General features: G+C 70.2%; 19 protein-coding genes. 12 read left to right on the top strand and 7 right to left on the bottom strand.

Going from position 1 to position 19501, the window contains the following annotated elements:
* Nucleotides 1-55 precede the first annotated feature (55 nt).
* Nucleotides 56-1030: a nucleotidyltransferase family protein gene (locus tag HZS54_RS24640; RefSeq protein ID WP_179919713.1), complete on the bottom strand. Its 975-nt coding sequence runs from the start codon at nucleotides 1028-1030 to the stop codon at nucleotides 56-58.
* A 122-nt stretch (nucleotides 1031-1152) separates the two neighbouring features.
* On the opposite strand from HZS54_RS24640, the gene HZS54_RS24645 reads away from it, so the two are divergent.
* On the top strand, nucleotides 1153-1443 hold the full coding sequence (locus tag HZS54_RS24645) for a transcriptional regulator (protein WP_179919714.1): 291 nt from the start codon (nucleotides 1153-1155) through the stop codon (nucleotides 1441-1443).
* A 6-nt stretch (nucleotides 1444-1449) separates the two neighbouring features.
* Here HZS54_RS24645 and HZS54_RS26375 read toward each other — a convergent pair whose 3' ends face one another.
* Nucleotides 1450-2088, bottom strand: coding sequence for a Rieske (2Fe-2S) protein (locus HZS54_RS26375; RefSeq protein ID WP_246391730.1), 639 nt, complete (start codon nucleotides 2086-2088; stop codon nucleotides 1450-1452).
* Between the two features lie 517 nt (nucleotides 2089-2605).
* Here HZS54_RS26375 and HZS54_RS24655 point away from each other — a divergent pair.
* The gene (locus tag HZS54_RS24655; protein WP_179919715.1) at nucleotides 2606-3430 is read left to right on the top strand and encodes an SDR family oxidoreductase; all 825 of its coding nucleotides are present in this window, start codon (nucleotides 2606-2608) and stop codon (nucleotides 3428-3430) included.
* 19 nt (nucleotides 3431-3449) lie between these two features.
* On the opposite strand, the gene HZS54_RS24660 is transcribed toward HZS54_RS24655, so the two are convergent.
* The gene (locus HZS54_RS24660) at nucleotides 3450-4520 is read right to left on the bottom strand and encodes an ArsA family ATPase (RefSeq protein WP_179919716.1); all 1071 of its coding nucleotides are present in this window, start codon (nucleotides 4518-4520) and stop codon (nucleotides 3450-3452) included.
* Between the two features lie 810 nt (nucleotides 4521-5330).
* On the opposite strand from HZS54_RS24660, the gene HZS54_RS24665 reads away from it, so the two are divergent.
* The 4 genes from HZS54_RS24665 (at nucleotide 5331) to HZS54_RS24680 (ending at nucleotide 9766) form a co-directional block, all read left to right on the top strand.
* Nucleotides 5331-7190, top strand: coding sequence for a hybrid sensor histidine kinase/response regulator (locus HZS54_RS24665; protein ID WP_179919717.1), 1860 nt, complete (start codon nucleotides 5331-5333; stop codon nucleotides 7188-7190).
* A gap of 100 nt (nucleotides 7191-7290) precedes the next feature.
* Nucleotides 7291-8319, top strand: coding sequence for an LLM class flavin-dependent oxidoreductase (locus HZS54_RS24670; RefSeq protein ID WP_179919718.1), 1029 nt, complete (start codon nucleotides 7291-7293; stop codon nucleotides 8317-8319).
* An 89-nt stretch (nucleotides 8320-8408) separates the two neighbouring features.
* Nucleotides 8409-9272: a VOC family protein gene (locus tag HZS54_RS24675; protein ID WP_179919719.1), complete on the top strand. Its 864-nt coding sequence runs from the start codon at nucleotides 8409-8411 to the stop codon at nucleotides 9270-9272.
* Between the two features lie 62 nt (nucleotides 9273-9334).
* Complete coding sequence (locus HZS54_RS24680; protein WP_179919720.1) at nucleotides 9335-9766, top strand: zinc ribbon domain-containing protein; 432 nt, start codon at nucleotides 9335-9337, stop codon at nucleotides 9764-9766.
* A gap of 9 nt (nucleotides 9767-9775) precedes the next feature.
* Here HZS54_RS24680 and HZS54_RS24685 read toward each other — a convergent pair whose 3' ends face one another.
* Nucleotides 9776-10366, bottom strand: coding sequence for a TetR/AcrR family transcriptional regulator (locus HZS54_RS24685; RefSeq protein WP_179919721.1), 591 nt, complete (start codon nucleotides 10364-10366; stop codon nucleotides 9776-9778).
* 178 nt (nucleotides 10367-10544) lie between these two features.
* Between HZS54_RS24685 and HZS54_RS24690 the strand changes: the two genes are divergently transcribed.
* The 3 genes from HZS54_RS24690 to HZS54_RS24700 are packed head-to-tail and all read left to right on the top strand — an operon-like array spanning nucleotide 10545 to nucleotide 13420.
* Nucleotides 10545-11144, top strand: coding sequence for a TetR/AcrR family transcriptional regulator (locus HZS54_RS24690; protein ID WP_179919722.1), 600 nt, complete (start codon nucleotides 10545-10547; stop codon nucleotides 11142-11144).
* Nucleotides 11144-12628 (top strand): MATE family efflux transporter, encoded by a 1485-nt coding sequence (locus HZS54_RS24695; protein ID WP_179919723.1) that lies wholly within the window; start codon nucleotides 11144-11146, stop codon nucleotides 12626-12628. The genes HZS54_RS24690 and HZS54_RS24695 overlap by 1 nt, the downstream gene beginning before the upstream one ends.
* A 3-nt stretch (nucleotides 12629-12631) precedes the next feature.
* Nucleotides 12632-13420, top strand: coding sequence for a polyprenyl synthetase family protein (locus HZS54_RS24700; RefSeq protein WP_179919724.1), 789 nt, complete (start codon nucleotides 12632-12634; stop codon nucleotides 13418-13420).
* A gap of 44 nt (nucleotides 13421-13464) precedes the next feature.
* Here HZS54_RS24700 and HZS54_RS26765 read toward each other — a convergent pair whose 3' ends face one another.
* A complete protein-coding gene (locus HZS54_RS26765; protein ID WP_425484362.1) occupies nucleotides 13465-13611 on the bottom strand; it encodes a DUF7535 family protein in 147 nt (48 codons plus the stop codon).
* A gap of 283 nt (nucleotides 13612-13894) precedes the next feature.
* Here HZS54_RS26765 and HZS54_RS24705 point away from each other — a divergent pair, with 283 nt between their 5' ends.
* Nucleotides 13895-15151: a hypothetical protein gene (locus HZS54_RS24705; protein WP_246391731.1), complete on the top strand. Its 1257-nt coding sequence runs from the start codon at nucleotides 13895-13897 to the stop codon at nucleotides 15149-15151.
* A 36-nt stretch (nucleotides 15152-15187) separates the two neighbouring features.
* On the opposite strand, the gene HZS54_RS24710 is transcribed toward HZS54_RS24705, so the two are convergent.
* Together HZS54_RS24710 and HZS54_RS24715 are read right to left on the bottom strand one after the other, a co-directional pair.
* On the bottom strand, nucleotides 15188-16492 hold the full coding sequence (locus HZS54_RS24710) for a geranylgeranylglyceryl/heptaprenylglyceryl phosphate synthase (RefSeq protein WP_179919725.1): 1305 nt from the start codon (nucleotides 16490-16492) through the stop codon (nucleotides 15188-15190).
* Nucleotides 16493-16927: 435 nt separating this feature from the next.
* Nucleotides 16928-17269 carry a DUF7344 domain-containing protein gene (locus HZS54_RS24715; RefSeq protein WP_179919726.1) on the bottom strand — a complete coding sequence of 114 codons (342 nt, stop codon included), beginning with the start codon at nucleotides 17267-17269 and terminating at the stop codon, nucleotides 16928-16930.
* 248 nt (nucleotides 17270-17517) lie between these two features.
* Here HZS54_RS24715 and HZS54_RS24720 point away from each other — a divergent pair, with 248 nt between their 5' ends.
* Both HZS54_RS24720 and HZS54_RS24725 read left to right on the top strand, forming a co-directional pair.
* The gene (locus HZS54_RS24720; RefSeq protein WP_179919727.1) at nucleotides 17518-17964 is read left to right on the top strand and encodes a TRAM domain-containing protein; all 447 of its coding nucleotides are present in this window, start codon (nucleotides 17518-17520) and stop codon (nucleotides 17962-17964) included.
* A 166-nt stretch (nucleotides 17965-18130) separates the two neighbouring features.
* Nucleotides 18131-19393 (top strand): thermonuclease family protein, encoded by a 1263-nt coding sequence (locus HZS54_RS24725; RefSeq protein WP_179919728.1) that lies wholly within the window; start codon nucleotides 18131-18133, stop codon nucleotides 19391-19393.
* Nucleotides 19394-19501 lie beyond the last annotated feature (108 nt).

The following is a 19501-nucleotide window of genomic DNA, read 5'->3' on the forward strand; positions in this document are numbered from 1 at the left end:
GGCGGGAGCCGTCGCAGAAACGGCACGAGGGCGAACCGATCGCCCGTCGCGGGCGTCAGTGCCCGCCGTCGCCGTTGGTGATCGTGGTGTGGGCGCCGATGAGCGCGCCGGCGAGATTGAGGTCTTCGAGCGTGGTCTCGCGGTCGATGATCGACTCGCGGATGTCGCAGTCGCGCAGGGTCGCACCGGGGAAGACGATGGAGTTGTCGAGGTTGGAGTTCACGACCTCGGCGTCGTCGAGGACGTGGACGTTCTCGCCGAGCGTGGAGTGCTCGACGGTGGCGCCGTCGGCGACGCGGCTGTCCCCGTCGAGGTAGTAGGCGACGGCCTCCAGGTAGCTCTCGGGCGTGCCGATGTCGAACCACGCGTCGTCGAACGTGTAGGCGTAGACCTCGTCGTTGTCGACGAGCCACTGGATGAACCAGCCGGGCTCGTCGGGGTTGTTGCCGTCCGCGAGGTACTCCTCGAAGCGGACCTGGTCGGCGGGGAAGACGTAGCAGGCGATCGAGACGAGCGTGCTCGCCGGGTCCGACGGCTTCTCCTGGAAGTCGACGACCTCGTTACCGTCCAGCGTCACGAGGCCGTACGATTTGGCCTTCTCCCGCGAGCCCACGTCGTAGGCGGCCAGCGTCGTCGCGCCGTTGTCCTCGTAGGCGTCGATGAAGTCGCTCACGTCGAAGCTAATGAGGTTGTCCCCGGCGATGACGAACAGATCGTCGTCGATCCCCTCGCGGTCGACCAGCTGGCCGAGCGCGCCGACGACGCCGAACTTCTCGTCCTCGCCGGTGGTGTCCTCGATCGACAGCCGCGGTTTCTCGTAGTCGCGGTCGGCGAGGAACTCCCTGAAGTCCTCGGCGAAGCGCTCGTTCGTGCTGACGTACACGTCGTCGATCCGGTCGTCGGACTCCAGCTCCGAGAGGACCCGGTCGATGACAGTCGTCTCGCCCACCGGCAACATCATCTTCGGCCGGTGGCGCGTGATCGGCCAAAGCCGCGTTGCGTAACCACCCGCGAGTACGACGGCGTCCATACTCAGTCCTCCACAGCCTCGCCTGAAGGCCTTTTTCATTGTGACAACTCCGACACGTCGGCGGGCCGAGGGGGCGGCGCCGCCGGCGGAACCGATTTGTGGCCGGTTCACCAAGAGCCGGTATGCGCGAGGCCAGCCGGACGACGCGCCAGCGGATCGCGGACAGACTGCGCGAGGAGCCGACGGCCGCGGGCGCGCTCGCCAACGAATTCGAGGTCCGCACCGCCACCGCGCTCGACCACGTCGAACACATCTCTCAGTCGCTCGAACCGACCGACGAGACGCTGCTCGTCGCGCCGCCGACCTGCGAGGACTGCGGCTTCGACGAGTTCGACGACCTGGTCAACCGCCCGGCCCGGTGCCCGGAGTGCAAGAGCGAGGCCGTCGCCGAGCCGTCGTTCGTCATCGAATAGCGCGACTCAGAGAATGACGTTCGACGAGGAGGACAGGTCGTCGTCGTCGCTCTCGACCGGTCCCTCGCCGACGTACTCGAAGTCCTCGTCGTCGAGATAGACGCCGCCGTCGGCGACTCGCACGTCGAGTTCGTTCAGGAACGCGCCCTCGCAGGGGCCGTAGGTACACTCCCCGGAGTCGGCGGCGAACAGCGCGCCGTGGTTGACGCAGATCACTTCGCCGTCGCGGACCGGCGCCCCCGACCCCTTGTCGAGTTTGATGTGGGTCATGTGCTGGCAGTAGTTCAGCCACCCGACGACCGCCTCGGCGTCGTCGTCCTCGCCGCCCAGTTTCAGGAGGATCGCTTCGCGCACGTCGTCATCGCCGTCCTGCATGTCGTCCGGCATCGCGATCCCGTCGTCGTTGGTCGCCGAGGTCTCGCCGCCGTCGGTCTCGGTCGTGGGGTCGGTGTCGTCGGCCGCCTCGCTCGTCCGTTCGTCGACCGCCTCGGCCGCCCGTTCGTCAGCGGCGTCGGCCGTCCGTTCGTCGGATCGGAGGGCGGCGTCACCGCTGGCGACGGCGTTCTCGTCCACCGAGCGCACGCGAAAGAGGAAGGTGTCGTCCGTCGAGAGGTCGCTCACGTCGGCGATCCGCGTCCCGTCCATACCTTCGCGTAGGCCCGTCGCCGCTTGAACGCACCGGTCGCGACAGTTCTGGGTGTGTGAGTCAGTCTCAGGTCGCTCGCAGTCGCTTCTCTCGCACTCGACGGAGACCGCAGACGATGAAAGCCCTCGACGCGCTCGCTAGGAGTAGCTGAGACCGCACTCGACGATGACAACAGGCGACGAAAGCCCTCGCCGCGCTCGCGGTCGCTGACCGGGATATCCGCGCTCTCCGCACGGCCCGCGCGGATAGTGGCCCGCTCAGACGACCACGCAAGCGCGAGCGCGCCTCGCCCTTTCAGTCCACCAGGACAGCACCGCACCGTACAGCACCGCAGACGACCACGAACCTCCCCAGCCGATTCGCTCGCTTCTCTCGCTCATCCCTCGCGCGGTGTCGTCGCGCGCACGAGAGCGCGCTCCAGCGCGCGCCGACCGCACTATCTACCCTGTCACCGGCGCCGATTCCAGTCGATCCGGAGAACCGAGACTTAACTGGTGGGCGTTCGTCGTCGGGCACATGACGAAGACGGCGCTGATAACTGGTTGCTCGTCGGGCATCGGGCGGGCGACCGCCGTCGACTTCCTGCGGCGGGAGTGGACGGTGTACGCGACGGCCCGGGACACCGACGACGTGGCCGACCTGGCCGAAGCCGGCTGCGAGACGGCCGAGCTCGACGTGACGAGCGACGCCGACGTCGAGCGGGTCGTCGACCGGATCCTCGAAGAGACGGGACGCATCGACTGCCTGGTCAACAACGCGGGCTACGCCCAGTACGGCCCGATGGAGGACGTGCCGGTCGACGCGCTGGCGGACCAGTTCGACGTGAACGTCTACGGCCCCCACCGGCTCACCCGGGCGGTCCTGCCGAACATGCGCGAGCGCGGGACGGGGACGGTCGTCAACGTCTCCAGCGTCCAGGGCCGGATCGCGACCGCGGGCTCGGGCGCCTACAGCGGGTCGAAGTTCGCCCTGGAGGCGATGAGCGACGCGCTCCGCGTCGAGGTCGAGGAGTTCGGAATCGACGTGGTGCTGGTCGAACCCGGTCCCGTCGCGACGCAGTTCGGCGACCGCGCCGACTCCCAGATCGACCGCCTCGACCGCTCGGCGGGCTACGGCGACCTCTACGCCCTCTTCGAAGACACGAACGTCCTCGGGAGCGGGAACGACTTCGGCGTCCATCCCTCGGAGGTCGCGGCGGTGATCGCCGATTCGGCCTGTGCCTCCGACCCCGACGCCCGCTACCCGGTCGGCACGCTCGCGACCGCGATGGTCGCCACTCGCCATCTCCCCGACAGCCTGCGCGACGCCGGCTACCGGCTCGTGCGGTGGGTACTGTCCTGAGCCGTCGCCGAGCGACCGTCTACTCCTCCAGACAGGCGGCGACGATCCGGAGCGTCCGCTCGCCCTGAACTTCCTCGGCAAACAGCGGGACGCGGCGCACGTCGTGGCCGCGGAAGACCTCCTGGGAGCGCGAGAGCGCGTCGCGCTGCACGTCCCAACGTCGCTGACAGAACTCGCAGTCGTCCAGATCCGGCGAGACGAACCAGTCGGCGTCGGCGTCGGTCACGTCCGCCAGATCCTGCATCACCCGGTTGACGACGACGGTCCCGACCGGCACGTCGAACTCGTCGAGCCGACCGAGCAGTCGCTCCGACTCCAGCACCGACAGCTCCTCGGGCACCATCACGACGCGGAAGTCGGTCTGTTCGGGGTCCTGCAGCACGTCCCGTAGCTGTTCGATCCGGTCGCTGAGCACGCGCAGGTCGTCCAGTCCCTCCTCGGGGTCAACGTCCTCGTCGTCGCCGCCGAACATCCCGCCGAGGTTCTCCATCATCCCGCCCATCCGCTCGCGCATGGCGAGCACCTTCCCGAGCATCGAGTCCATCACGTCGGGGAGTTCGAGCAGCCGCAGGGTGTGGCCCGTTGGCGCCGTGTCGACGACGACGCGGTCGAACCGCGGGTCGTCCATGTAGCGGATGAGCAGTCTGATTGCGGCGGCCTCGTCGGCACCGGGCATCGACCCGCCCAGCGGGTCGACCATCTCCTCGCCCGCGCCGCCGAGCATCTCGCCCAGCCCGCCCATCGCCCCGCCCGCCCCGCCGAGACCGCCGCCGCCCTCGGCGAACGGGCCGTCCTCCAGCGCGGCCTCGGGGTCGATCTCCGCGGCGTACAGCGGCACGTCCTCGCGGATCCGGGCGGGCTCGGCCGGGATATCGGTCTCCAGCGTGTCCGAGAGCGAATGGGCCGGGTCGGTCGAGACGACGAGCGTCGCGGTGCCGTCGCGGGCGCTCGCCAGCGCCGTCGCCGCGGCCATCGTCGTCTTCCCGACGCCGCCCTTGCCCCCGTAGAGGACGTAATCGGGCGCGTCGACCCCCGACGGGACCGCGTCGTCGTCGATGTCGTCGACCGCTTCCACGTCGATCTCGCTCATACGTTCGTGTGAACCCGGCGGGCGGATGTATCCGTCGGACCGTCCCGAACGGGAGAGACGGTCGTCGCGCGCGGTGCAGGTGAGCGTTGTTGCAGTTGCGGTACTGTGCGGTTGGCGCGTGCTGTCGAGCGTGCCCGCCTCGTGGCGGGCCGCTCGAAACAGTCGCGCGAGGGATGAGAAGCGCAGCCTGCGAGCATCGCAAGAGGTTGGGGAGGTGTGAGGCCGTCTGCGGTTGCTGTCGCGGGGCAGTTGCCGTCCTGGCGGACTGAAAGGGCGAGGCGCGCTCGCGTCCACTTCAGTCGTCTGAGCGGGCACTATCCGCGCGGGCGGTGCCGAGAGCGCGGATATCCCGTCTCAGCGACCGCGAGCGCGCCGAGGGCTTTCATCGCCTGCTGCCTCCGTCGAGTGCGGTCGATCCGATTCCGAGCGAGCGCGGCGAGGGCTTTCATCACTCACCGTCGACTGCGGTCGCTGTCAGTCGGCTTCCGTTCACGACTCGTCCAACAGAAACAACCGATAAACGAGCAATCCGTACAGAACGGCCGATTCAGGGGCGTAAATGCCGAAATAATCAGTTGTCCACGATCTCGGTGTCCGTCCAGGGCTCACCACGGACTCGCCCCTCGACTCGGGCGAAACGCGCTGGACGCAGGGTGGGTGTCCAGGCTTCGGGCAGGGTCGAGCCGGTTCGAGCGCACCCGAGGGTCAGGACCCGACAGATCGGTGGGACAACGGCCGGGGGTAGGTCGCGGATTCACCGGTGATAGCTGCACCCAAATTCTTATTCGAGCGTTCGATCGAGTATTCCGAATGCAACCGTCGACATCGATATCGGGGACGATTCGGGTACTCCATGTCGACGACGATCCGGATCTCGCGGATCTCGTGGCGACCTATCTGGAACGCGAAGACGAGCGACTCAGGGTCGAAACGGTGACGACCGTCGCCGACGGGGTGGCCCGACTCGACGAGAGCGATATCGACTGCGTCGTCTCCGATTACGACATGCCCGGTCGAAACGGGCTCGAATTCCTCGAAGCCGTTCGGGCGGACCGACCCGATCTACCGTTTATCCTGTTCACGGGCAAGGGGAGCGAGGAGATCGCGAGCGACGCGATCTCCGCCGGTGTCTCCGATTATCTCCAGAAGGGGACGGGCACCGAACAGTACACCCTGCTTGCAAACCGTGTCATCAACGCTGTCGAGCGGGCACGGGCAGAGCAGGCCGAGCAACGGCACCTCCGGGCGATCGAGACCGCCCAGGAGGGCATCAGCATCCTCGACTCCGACGGCGAGTTCATCTACGTCAACGAGGCCTACGCAGCCCTCTACGGGTACGACCGGGCGGAACTGCTCGGTGAACACTGGTCGCTGCTCTACCCCGACCGGGACACCGAAGAGATCCGGGAGGCGATACTCCCGTCCGTCCGGGCCGACGGGTTCTGGCGGGGCGAAACGACTGGGCTCCGCGCGGACGGGACCACGTTCGTCGAGGACCACCGGCTCGCCACGACCGACCACGGCGAACTCGTCTGTACGGTACTCGATACGACCGACCACCGGAGACATCGGCAGGCGATCGCGGACCTCCACAGTACCGCTCGCGCGTTCATCCAGGCCGAGACCGCCGAGGAGGTCGCGGAGATAGCCGTCGGCGCCGTCCGCGACATCCTCGACATGCCGGCCAACGGGTTCCACCGCTACGACGAGGCGGACGACAGCCTGGTCCCGGTCGCGTGGACCGACCGAACGGAGGAACTCATCGGTGAACCACCGACCTTCGAGCCGGGCGAGGGGATCGCCTGGAACGCGTTCGCGTCGGGCGAACCGCTGGTGTACGACGATATCGCGACGAACGACGACCGGTACAACCCGGACACACCGATCCGGAGCCAGTTGGCCCTCCCGCTGGACGACCGCGGCGTCCACCTCATGGGGTCGCCCGAACCCGCCGCGTTCGACGAGACGGAGGTCTCGCTCGCGAAAACGGTCGCTGCGCACGCGACAGCCGCACTCGAGCGCGTCGAACGCGAGCAGGAACTCGCCCGACAGAACGAACGGCTCGCGACGTTCACCGATATCGTCAGTCACGACCTGCGAAACCCGCTCAACGTCGCGACCGGGCGCCTGGAACTGGCACGGGCGGACTGCGACTGCCCGCATCTCGCGGCGGTCGACCGGGCGCTGACGCGGACGGAGACGCTGCTCGACGACCTCCACGCGTTCGCCCGGGCCGGGACGGCGACGCTCGATCCCGAACCCGTCGATCTCACCACCCTCAGCCGCGCGTGCTGGGGCCACGTCGAAACGGGGCGAGCGACGCTCGTGACCGACGCCCAGCAAGTGATCACCGCCGACAGGAGTCGCGTCCAGGAACTGCTGGAGAACCTCTTCGGGAACGCGGTCGAACACGGGGGCGACGGAGTGACGATCACCGTCGGCGACCTCGAAGACGGGTTCTACGTCGCCGACGACGGCCCCGGGATCGCGGACGCGAACAAGGACGCCGTGTTCGACCACGGCTACTCGACGACCGAAGACGGAACGGGGTTCGGGCTCTCGATCGTCAGGGAGATCGCCGACGTTCACGGCTGGGACCTGCGCGTGACCGATAGCGACGCGGGCGGGGCACGCTTCGAGGTCCGCGACGTCGAACTCAGCGGACCGTGACCGGGCCCACGGCGCGCTCCGCCGGGAAGCCGGCGACGGAACCGGCGGCCACCGACCGGACGACCGCCGGGGTTTTCCCCGGTCGCGCCCCAGCGTCGGCATGGAGCTGTCCGCCGTCGATCTCTCCCCCGTCCCCGAGTCCGGTACCGCGACCGAGGCGTACGCCGACACCGTCGAGGCCGCACAGCAGGCCGAGCGGCTGGGTTTCACCCGGTTCTGGGTGGCCGAACACCACGGCCGGGCGGAGACGCTCGCGGGCACGACGCCCGAGGTGCTCCTGGGTCACCTCGCGGCCGAGACCGACGCGATCCGGCTGGGTTCGGGCGCGGTCCTGCTCAACCACTACAGCCCGCTGAAGGTCGCCGAGCAGTTCGGCGCGCTGGACGCGCTCGCGCCGGGGCGGGTCGACGCCGGCCTCGGCCGGGCGAACGGGTCGCCCGCCGTCGACCGAGCGCTCGGGACCGACCGACACGTCGAGGACCCCGACGGCGACCACGCCGAGAAGGTCGAGGCCGTCGCCTCGCACCTCTACGGCGACTTCCCCGACGACCACCCCTACGCCGACATCGAGATCCCGGGCTCGGCCGATGGACCGGCCGTCCCGTGGGTACTCGGGTCGAGTCCGTCGAGCGCCGAGATCGCGGCCGAACTCGGCCTCCCGTACTGCTTCGCGGCGTTCATCCGGCCGCAGTTCGCGACCCACGCCTTCGAGACCTACCGCGAGGCGTTCGAACCCTCCGAGTTGACCGGCGGGGTCGACGAACCGCGGGGGATGGTCGCCGTCAACGCGGTCTGCGCCGAGACCGACCGGGAGGCCGCCCGACTGCGTGCGGTCTCCGAAGCGATCTTCCGCCGAATGGCCCGCGGCGAGGTCGGCGAGCCGCCCACCGTCGAGGAGGCGGTCGACGAACTCGGCGGGGTTCCCGAGCCGACGCCGGAGCGACTCGACGACGGCGAGTGGCCGCGGGCGATCTCGGGGAGTCCGGAGACGATGGCCGGCCTGCTCGACCAGCTCGCCGACCGCGTGGGCGTCGACGAGGTGATGATCCAGCAGTCCGCGCCGACCCACGAGGACGCGCTGCGGTCCCACGAGTTACTGGCCGAGGGCGTCGGGCTCGACGGTCGGTGAGCGGGCCGCTCGGCCGCCCGGCCGGGCCGCCGGCCGGTTACACCGGTGTCACCAGAGATACATACGGTCCCGAGTCCAACGTTCGGGCGATGGACGACGCCACCGAGCGTGACGATCCGGTGATCCCCGAGACCGCGCGGATGGGCCGGGCGGCGCTGACCGTCGGGGATCTGGACGAGACGGTCGGGTTCTACCGGGACGCCGTCGGGCTCACAGTGCGGAGTCGGAGCGAGACGGCGGCGACGCTCGGTGCGGGCGGGACGCCGGTGCTCGAACTGCTGGCCGACGGGGACGCGCCGCCCAGGGATCGGAAACAGGCGGGGCTGTTCCACACCGCGTTCAGGGTCCCCTCGCGCGGCGCGCTCGGCGCCGCGCTCGAACGGATCCGCGAGCGCGGGGCCCTCGACGGCGCCTCGGACCACTACGTCAGCGAGGCGCTGTACTGCACCGACCCCGAAGGCAACGGCGTCGAGGTGTACGCGGACAGGTCGCGCGAGGAGTGGCCACGCGCCGACGACGGGTCGGTCGAGATCGGGACGGCCCCGCTCGACCTGGCGGCCCTCGCCGCCGGGTCCGACGGCGCCGCCGAGGCACCGCCCGGGACGGATCTCGGCCACGTCCACCTCGAAGTCTCCTCGCTCGACCGGGCGCGGGCGTTCTACGCCGACCGTCTGGGCCTGGGCGTCCGGACCGAGACGCGCGGCGCCTCGTTTCTCGCGGCGGGCGACTACCACCACCACGTCGGGATCAACACCTGGAACGGCCGGACCGACCCGGCGGGCGGCCGCGGCCTGGCGTGGTTCGAGTTCCTGTTGCCCGACGCGGGGACGGTCGCGACCGCCCGCCGCCGCCTCTCGACGACCGGCGTTCCGGTGACCGACCGCGAGGACGGCTTCGAGGCGAGCGATCCGGACGGGATCACCGTCCGGTTCCGAGCGATACCGGAGTCGTAGTCCGCCGAACGCCGTCGCGAGCCCGGACAAGACTTATGACTGACTAATCGGTTAGTAACCGTATGGACGGATCCGTTTCGCGAAAGCGGCCGTGGCTCGCCGCGGTGCTCGGAGTGTTTGCGACGGGGCTCGGACACGTCTACCTCCGGCGGCTGCGCCGCGCGGCCGGGTGGCTGGTCGCCCTGCTCGGCGTGAGTTTCCTGTTCGTCGACGAAGCGGCGCTGACGGCGCTGGTTAGCGATAACCCGGTCGACCCGCTCGCGGTCGCGCCCGTCGTCTTCGTCGGGGCCCTGAGCGTGATCGACGCATACCTGGTCGCCCGAGCGCACAACGCCGTCGCCCGGATCACCGCCACGCCGGACGGAGCGGTCACGCACTGTCCGAGCTGCGGTCGGGAACTGGACCCGAGTATCGACTTCTGTCACTGGTGTACGACCGACCTCTCGGAGCTGGAGCTCCGACCGGTCGACGCGGCGGACGAGTCGGACGACTGACCGGCCTCGTCAGGTCAGCGTGGCGTCGACGTACTCCTGGGCGGTCCGTCTCGCGGTTTCGAGCGCGCCGTCCTCGTCGAGGACGACGGCCCGGGTCCGGGCGCCGTCGACGATCGTCATCAGGCCGCGCGTCACGTGGTCGGCGTCGACGTCGTCGAACTCGCCCTCGTCGATCCCGTGGTTGATCACCGCCTTGATCATGTAGCGGATGTACTCGTCGTTCCCGCGGAAGCGCTCGCGGAAGTCGGGCTTGTACGGCGCCTGCGAGCGCATCTCCAGCATCGCGACCGCCAGGTCGCGGTGCTCCTCGGGAGCGAATATCAGCTCGTCGAGGAGCAGGTCGAGGCGCTGGTGGGGGTCGGTCGTCTCCACGTCGCGGATCGTGTCGACGAAGCGTTCGAGCAGGTAGTCGAGAAAGGCGACGAGCAGCTCGTCCTTGGTGTCGTAGTGGTAGTGGACCGCAGCGGTCGACTTCCCGTACTCCTCGGCGATCCGCTTGATCGTGAGGTCGGCGTACCCGTGCTCCCGGAGCGCCCGATAGGTCGCCCGCATGATCTCCGTTTCCGGCTCCGAGAAGCTCCCCTCCGTTGGATCGGCCATCACCCGTCACTTCCGCGCTCGCGGGGTTAACAGTTGTGACCGCTCCGTCAGGCTCCCGACAGAGATACCAACCGGTCCGTCTCGCGCGGACGCGAAATACATCGACAGGTGCCGCTAGCGTTGCGCTTCCGAGTCCAAACGTTTTTGACTAACTAGTTAGTAAGTTCGCTATCGACCGATGGACGACGACGCAGCGACGGAGATCCTAGAGGCGACGTATCGGGCGCTCTGCGACCGGGGCTACGCCGACGTGACCCTGGAGGACATCGCCGCGGAGGCCGAGACGAGCAAGGGGCTGATCCACTACTACTACGACGACAAGGAGACGCTGTTCGCGGAGTTTCTGGACTTCCTCTACGACCGCTACACCGAACGGATCGAGTCGGTCGCGGGCGAGACGCCGCGCGAGCGGCTCGTCGGGCTGTTCGAGACGGTCCTCGCCGACGGGGAGGGGACCGCCGGCGAGCAGTTGCGGACGGCGATGCTGGCGGTGAACGCGCAGGCGCCCTACGACGACGCGATCCGGACGCGGCTGGAGCGGTTCGACGAGTATCTCCTCGAACGGGTGGAGTCGATCGTCGCCGACGGCGTCGAAACCGGTGCGTTCGACGACGACATCGACCCGGCGCTGGCGGCCGAGTTCCTCGTGACGGCCATCTCCGGCGCGCACGCGCGCCGAGCGGCCGTCGACCGCTCGTCCGACCGACTGGCCGAGACGATGACGCGCTACGCCGAGCGCCACCTCGTCGCCGACGGGCCCGCGGGGGTGGCCGACTGATGGGGCTGCGCAGTCGGCTCGACGACCTGTTCAAGGGGCCCGAGGACTTCGACCTCACGTCGGGCGGGATCGGCAAGCCCCTCTTCTTCCTCGCGATGCCGATCGTCGTCACGAACCTCTTCCAGACGGCCTACAACCTGGCGGACACGTTCTGGCTCGGCCAGTACAGCACGGACGCGCTGGCGGCGATCAGTTTCGCGTTCCCGATGGTGTTCCTGCTCATCTCCTTCGGGACCGGGATCTCCGTCGCCGGGAGCGTCCTCGTCGCGCAGTTCACCGGCGCCGGCGAGCCCCGGGAGGCCGAGTACGCCGCCTCCCAGACGGTCACGTTCGCGGCCATCGTGTCGCTGGTCCTTGGCGTGATCGGCTACTTCGTCGTCGGCAAGTTCCTCTCGCTGATGGGCGCCTCGCAGGACGTGTTGCCGCTGGCGTCGAGCTACATGGAGGTCATCTCGCTGGGTCTGCTCTTCATGTTCGGCTTCTTCGTCTTCATCGCGCTCATGCGGGGCTACGGCGACACGATCACGCCGATGCTCGTGATGTTCGGGTCGGTCCTCCTCAACATCGTCCTCGACCCGTTCCTGATCTTCGGGTGGACCGTCGTCGAGTCGGCGCCGCTGGTCGGGACGGTGAGCTTCCCGGAACTCGGGATCCAGGGGGCGGCCATCGCCACCGTCTTCTCGCGCGGGCTCGCGCTGGTGGTCGGCCTGGCGATCATGTTCCGCGGCGAGCGCGGCGTCCAGATCCACCTCCGCGACATGGTGCCCGACCTCTCGTATCTCCCCCGGCTGGTCCGGATCGGGCTCCCGGCGTCGGTCGAGGGGATGGGGCGAGCGCTCTCGATGAACCTCCTGCTGTTCGTCGTCGCGACGTTCCCCGACCCCGTCGTCTCCGCGTACGGCATCGGGACGCGCGTCTTCTCGGTCATCGTCCTGCCGGCCATCGCCGTCGCCCGCGGCGTCGAGACGATGACCGGCCAGAACATGGGGGCGGACAAACCCGAGCGAGCGGAAGCGGCCGCCAATCTCGCGGCCAAGGTGCTGTTCGGCATCCTCACGCTCGCGGGCGTCGCCGTCTTCCTCGCGCCCGAGCCCATCGTCTCGGTGTTCGTCGGCGCCGACCAGGCCGACGCCGACCGGGTCGTCGAGGTCGGCGCGCAGTTCCTCCGCTACGTCGCGCTGACCTTCGGGTTCATCGGGATCACCCGGGCCTACACCGGGAGCTTCCGCGGCGCCGGTCGGACGCTCACCGCCGCGGCCATCTCCGTCCTGATGCTCGGCGTCGTCCGGTTCCCGGTCGCCTGGTTCGCCGCCGACCCGCTCGGCGAGGCGGGGATCTGGATCTCCTTCGCCGTCTCGAACGTCGTCGGCGCGGTCGTCGCCGTCCTGTGGTACCGCCGCGGCACCTGGAAGGGCACCGAACTGACCGAGGAGAACCTCGACGTCGAGCCGACGGGCGTCGAAGGCTCGGCGGGCGACGACTGACTCGTGACGCCGACCGTCGTCCCGCGCTCGGCGATCGAGTCGCACCTCGAATCGGCGCTGGACGGCGTCGACGGCGACGGTCTCGCGCTCGCTCGCGAGACGGTCGAGGCCGCCGAGGACCGCTGGTACGGCCAGCTGGTCGCCGGCGCCTACCGATCACTGCCGGGCCGGCCGGACACCGACCGAGCCGTCCCCGCCGCGGCGGCGGTGGAGCTGGTCCGCGGGTACTGCCGGCTCCGGAGCGAGCTGCTCGTCCAGCTCACCGACAGCCGGCCACACGCGTTCACCCGCGACGAAGTCGCCGCGCTCCTCGCGGGCGATTACCTCTACACCGGGGCGTACTCGGCGCTCGCAGCCGCCGACCGCCCGGACCGCGGCGACTGCTTCGAGACGGTTACGGACGCGCTCGAAGCCGTCTCCGGAGCGTTCGTAGACACCTACGTCGGGACGGGCGAGTTGCCCCCGGACCGGGTCGCGCTCGTCGAACGGACCGCGGGCCGGATCGGCGAGACCGCCGCCGTCCTCGGTGCCCGACTGGCCGACGCGGACGACCGCCACCTCGACCCCATCGCGCGGGCGGGCCGCTCTTTCGCCGCGGCGCGCACGATCCGACGGGCGCTCGACCGCGAGCCCGGGTCGGCGATGGTGGCCGTCCCCGAGCGCCCGGCGGAGCGACTCGGCGAGCACGCGACCCGCCGCCGGGAAGCGGGGCGTCGGGCGCTCGGAGAACTCCAGTCGAGCGCCGACGTGTCGGCGCTTCGCCGGCTCGGCGACGCGCAGTCGGACGCCTGACCGCGAGACCGCGGCCGCCGGGCGGACGATCCGACGGACGCCGTTCAGAGCCGGTCGGCCAGCCAGAGGACGATCAACACGGGTGCGATCGGGAGCAACAGCGCGAACAGCGGGACCGCGACCAGATACCCGATCGTTGCCATCTCGGTGTTCGACCTGTCCGACCGGCGCGGACTGACGGATCTCGTCATGCCCGAGCGTACGCACCGATCGAACGAAAAACTAACTGATCGGTTAGCCTGTCGAGCCGAGATCCGGACACGGACGATGCCGGCGAACTAGTGCGATACGGCCCGTGTAGTCGTCGACGGACCAACTCTCGGTCGAGATACGTCGTCGGCCCCGCCCGTCGTAGCTTACTAGTAGGTCAGCCGGGGCGGCGAAACGACCGTCCGGGCCCGGTCGAACCCGTCGACCGACGGGAGGCCGGCGGTTTCAACAGCTATACAAACGCCGCAGGGGAACAGACGCGCCATGAGTTCCGGATCGGCCTCGTCGGCCCCGCTCGGGACCGCGGCGCGCTGGATGTCCGAGCGCGAGCGGGTCCCCCTCTCGGTTCGCTCGGTCGCCCGGTTCTACGCGCGGACGGGCGAACTCGACCTCACGGCGCTGCGGATCAAGTCGTGGGTCGACGACACCCTCGACGAGTTCCTCGCGGACGCCTACGGCGCCATCGAGGCCGAACTCGAGGCCGAACTCGGCTACGACGACGTCGATTTCCGATACGAGACGAAACTGACGCTACCCGTCGAGCTGACGCTGGGCTATCTCTACCGCCGGGCGCTCGACGACTGCGACGGCTACAACCCGGTCACCGGCGAACCGACGCGGTCGCGGGGCGAGGCCGTCCGGTCGCTCGTCGACGGCACCGACCCGGCCCGCCGGGAGCGACTGCGCCGCGAGGCGAGCGAGCAGGTCGAGTTCGTCGGCCGCGTCGAGCGGGTCGCCCGCCTCTGCACCGAGGCGCTGCTCGACGGCGACATGCGCGACGCGATCAACGACGCGGAGTTCGAGGACTTCGAGACCGACCCGGCGCTCGACGACGACGAACGCGAGCGGGCGGCCCGGATCGCCCAGTCGCGGCTCCGCGAGCGCGTCGACGCGCAGATGGCGGGGTTCCCCGACGCGGTCCGGGAGGCCTACGAGTCCGCCGTCGCCGAGTCGAACACCCACCAGGCCGACGACGAGCACTTCCGCGCGCTGATGGCGCGGGCGCTCGGCGAGGGCGATAAGGAGGGTGGCGACCCCGCCGACGCCGTCGAGCGCATCGAGGCGGAGTACAAGTTCGCCGAGTTCGAGGGCGAGGCCGGGTCGCTGACCGTCGAGGAGCAGGGGTGGCCCTACTGCAAGACCCAGTACGAGCGGGTCGGGGTCATCTACGAGGGGATGATCGAGATGTTCCGGGCCGCGGGCATCCCGATCGAACCGTCGTTCGAGCACGCCGTCGTCCTGGCGATCATCGGGGCGCAGGTCTGGCTCGACGACGTGGACGACTTCGCGGCCGACCGCGCGGAGACCCAGCTCACCCCGGTCACCGCCGAGTACATCGTTGCCGACGACGACACCGAGGCCTACGACCGCGTCGTCGACATCTCCGCGACGTACCTCGACCGGGCGATCGAGTACGCCGTCGACTCCGAGTCCATCCTGACTGGCATCGCCGCCGAGTACATCTACCTCTCCGGCGACCCCGGCGTCCTCCCGGGGAGCCCGGGCCGTCGAGACCGGTAGTTCCGCCGTCGTTCGGCCGCCCGTCCATCCCCGCACTCACTGAGACACCGAGAGCTTCGAGAGACTCAGGTGGCGGAGCCGCCGGGGCTCGGGGTCGGTATCGGACAGCGCGGCGGCGACGCGGTCGCAGTAGTCGGCGAGGGCGTCGTCGCCGTCCGCGAGTTCGCCGTCGCCGGCGGCGAGCGCGGCCGCCAGGCGGTCGGCGGCGTCGGGGGCCGTCGCCGACAGCAGCCGTCTCGCGCGGTCCGCCGGTGGCTCCGTCTCCGCCTCGACGGCCGCGGGGAGCGCGCCGAAACAGAGCGCGAGCGCGACGAGCAGCGAGCGCTCGGCGGCGGCTTCGGGGTCGTCGACCCGGGGCGTCGTCCGGAGGTAGCGGGCCGCTGCCGTCTCCGCGGAGTCGACCGCGGCGTCGAACCACGACCGGATCTCGTCGGCGGAAGGGGCGACGCCGAGCGCCTCGACCGCGCGGGCACATATCTCGATCTCCTCGTCGGCCACGTCGTGGAAGCAGTCGCCGACGACGACCGTGTCGGCCCCCGCGGCGAGCATCTCGGTCGTCTTCTCGCGGTCGTCGATCCCGCCGCCGTACCAGACGCGGGCGCCGTTCACGGAGTCGGCGACCGCCCGGAGCACGTCGGCGGCCTCGTCGCCGCCGTAGGTGCCCGAGTACTCGACGTAGACGACCTCGCTGTCGAGGTGGCGGTCGGCGACCATCGCGCGCTCCCGGGCCACCGCGGGCGAGAGCACGTCCGACCCGTCGACGCCGCTGCGGCGGGCCGCCGCACTGTCGGGGTTCTGGACGATGTACGCCTCGAAGACCGCCTCCGCCAGCAGCCACGAGGTCGCGAAGTCGGCGAGCGGGTCGCCGACCAGCCGGTAGAGGGGGCCGGGGAGTTTCTCGCGGAGGAGCGCGGGGACCATCTCGTCGCGGATGTAGGCCAGTCCCTCGCCGAGCGTGCCGACGAGCGCCTCCATCTCGCCGTTCAATACTTCGGGGAGCGCGAGGAAGGCAGCCAAGTCGCGGGTCTCCTGGGTGACGTGACGGGCCTCGCTGGGCTCGTGGAAGGCGGGGATCGGGGCGCGGGCCAGCAGGCGGAACGTCTCCTCGGTGTTCGCCGCGGTGACGGCGCTGGACCCGCCGACGGAGACGGCGTCGGTGTGTTCGAGATAGAGCGGGTAGGCGACCGGGAGCAGTTTCGCCGTCTCCGGGTCGACTTTGGTGACGTGGCGCCAGTCGGCGGGGACCGGGTTCGCGTCCGGCGAGCCGAGCGTCTCCGCGCCGATCCCGGCCGCGGCGACGCACCGTCGCAGCGAGCGACCGAGCGACGAGCCGAGCGACATACCGTCCGGAAGGTGGCTGGCGCAGGTTAAACTCCCGGTTTCGGGGGCGGACCCCGAGAGCGCGGACCGGGATCGCGACGGTGCGGCCCAACAGCGCACGGACGCTCTCGCGGCGACGCCTCGCGAGCGGTCTCGACGGGGTTCGTGGGCCGGCCGGGACAAAGCTTATGCCGCGAACGGCCACACTCCGATCCGTCCGCACACACGGACACTGAAGCCATCCACTTCGTTCGGGGGTCACCCCGAACCCGCCCCACACCCCACCGTTCGTTGTTTCGCGGCGGGCCCTGCCCGGGCCCGTCCGTTTTCGCACCGACCAGCCGCGGCCGCGTCCGGTCCGCTTCGGCGCACGTCCGGTGACGCGGCCGAACTCTCACGAAACGGAGCCGTCCCCGACGCGGGTGGCGCCGTCGCTCGGAACCGGGCCGGACGCGGTCAGGGCATCGGCTCGTCCAACCACTCGACCGCGGTCCGGCCCTCGGCGGTGAGGGTCACCGATCCGTCGTCGCGGCGGTCGACCAGACCCGCCTCGACCAGCACCGGGAGGTGGCGGTGGTGGAGAGCGGCCTCGACGGCGCTGGTGTGAGCGTCGCGGTCGGTCTCCGCGTCCGCCGCGGCCTCTCTGGTCCCGATGGCCTCCGCGAGGTCGACCACCGTCGCCGCGTTCGACGCCCGGAGGACGCGGAGCGCGGCCCGCCGCCGCCGAGCCGCGAGCCCCCTGAACAGTCGGTCGCGGTCCCTGGTCCGGTCGGAATCGAGCGCGTGTGTCGTTGCCATAGTGCTGTGTCGAACGATCAGTCGAGGCGATAAAAGCGGTTTCTAGGACCGCTACTGGGAGATATAGGCCAGTACGTAGATCGGTCACTGGCCGGCTGCGTACCGGACGCCTCCCGGAGCCGTGCCGGGCCGCGCTGGATCGGGACCCGTTCGACAGACGGGTTCGGTCGGCGCTGGGGCGGTCGTGTCGCTCGGCACACGATAGAACCAAGTGGACCGGCCGCCTGCGTGGGAGATAGACGCTACGAATGGAGATCTCCGATCAGCTTCGCTGTCTGTTTTCCGCGCAGGTCGAGGAACGGGACGGGTCCTACGTCGTCGAGGTCCCGAAACGAGAGGTCCGAACGGGTTCGCTCGCGGCCGGCGACACGTATCGCGTGGCGCTGGTCCCCTCGCCGTCGAGCGGCGGCGACGACGAAGGGGGCGACGCCGGCGACGCGACGCGAGCGGAGCGGGGCGACCGTTCGAACGGCGACCGCTCTGGTCGGTCGCCGCCGGTCGAGGAGGGTGAGGAACGCACCGTCGAGATCGAGGACATCGGCGAGCAGGGCGACGGGATCACCCGCGTCGAGCGGGGGTTCGTCGTCATCGTGCCCGACACGGACCAGGGCGAGCGCGTCACCGTCGAGATCACGGACGTGCGCGAGAACGTCGCCTTCGCCGAAGTCGTCGAACGCCGCAGTTACTACGAGTAAGTCCGGTCGGCCGCGACCGCCGACCCGCGCTCGGCCGACCACGACCGCAGTTCCCTTCGCTCGGACGGGACGGTCGGTCCACGACTCCGGAGCCGGTCCCTGTCGGACGGTGACACACCGTCCGATCCGGAGCAACTGACAAGTGGTTGTCGTGTGGATGGCACGTATGTCCAGCGACATCGCGGCCGGCGCGACGCACAGGGTCGAGGTCGTCTCGGTCACGGACGGCGACACGGTCGACGTACGCTTCGAGGGGGGCACCGAGGAGGAGGTCCGGCTCGTCGGGATCGATACGCCCGAGACCGAGGAGAACAGGCGCTTCGAGCGGATTCAGGAGTGGCCGGGGATCGGCGACCCGGAGACGCTCGTCGAGTACGGCGAGCGCGCGTCGGCGTTCGCCCGCGAGCGGCTGGCGGGCGAGACGGTGACGCTGTCGTTCGACCCGAGCGAGCCGACCCGGGGGACCTACGGCCGGCTGCTCGGCTACCTGGAGTACGAGGCCGACGGCGAGCGCGTCTTCTACAACCGCGAGGTCGTCGCCGAGGGGTACGCGCGGGCCTACCACTCGGGGGTGACGACCCACGACGCGCTGGCGCGGGCCGAGGCCGACGCCCGCGAGGCCGGCCGCGGCCTGTGGGCCGAGCACGACCCCGAGTCGACGGAGCCAGTGCGGGACGCCCCCGTCGAGGAGCTGTTCGTGCCGCGACCGTCGAGCGTGCGGCGGGCCGGCGGACCGCTCGGCGGCGAGCGCGCCCCGGTCCGGGCCGAACCGACGGCGACCCAGGAGCCGACCGAGTCGAGCGCCGTGACCTACGACGACGGCCCGATCCCGCTGGTCGGGGTCGACCGCGAGGCCCGCGTCGGAGTCGTCGGCGGGCTGGTGATAAACGAGGCTTACGAGGCGACGGAGGGGTTCGAGGTCGACACGAGCGAGTACGGGACGTTTCCGTTCCTGACGAACCTGCTGGACTGGCTGGCCGACCGCGAGGGCGAGGTGCTGATCGACGGCGGTCACGGAGGGTTCGGCGTCGACTACGCGCTGTCGGCCGAGGACGCGGCCTACTACCGGCGGTATCTGGAGGGACAGGGGCTGGGGTTCGTCCAGCGCAACCGCCTCGGGTCGGGGTTCCTCGACTGCGGCCGAGCGCTGGTCGTCACGCCGCCGGTGGGGCCGTTCGGCCCGGACGAACTCGACAGGGTACGGGCGTTCCGCGACGACGGCGGGAGCGTCGTGTTGCTCGGGAGCGGGGCGGCGCCGGCGTACGCCCGGGCGAACCTGAACGCGGTCGCGGCGGCGCTGGGATCGGACCTGCGGCTGAACGCCGACGAGGTGCGCGACGCCGAAGGCGGTCTCGACGGTGACGAGCGACTGGTGACGACGGCGCGGTTCGACCGGTCGCTGCCGCTGTTCGGCGCGTTCGGCGAGTGAAAAGCGGGAGTGCGGCGAGGGGAGGCGAGCGGTCGCCGGCACGGTGGGATCCGGAAAGGGTGGGGTTCCTACGCTCCCCCGAGCGCGGGAACGGGTGGGTGTGGACGG

Origin of the sequence: Halosimplex pelagicum (genome assembly GCF_013415905.1) — an archaeon.
GTDB lineage: Archaea > Halobacteriota > Halobacteria > Halobacteriales > Haloarculaceae > Halosimplex > Halosimplex pelagicum.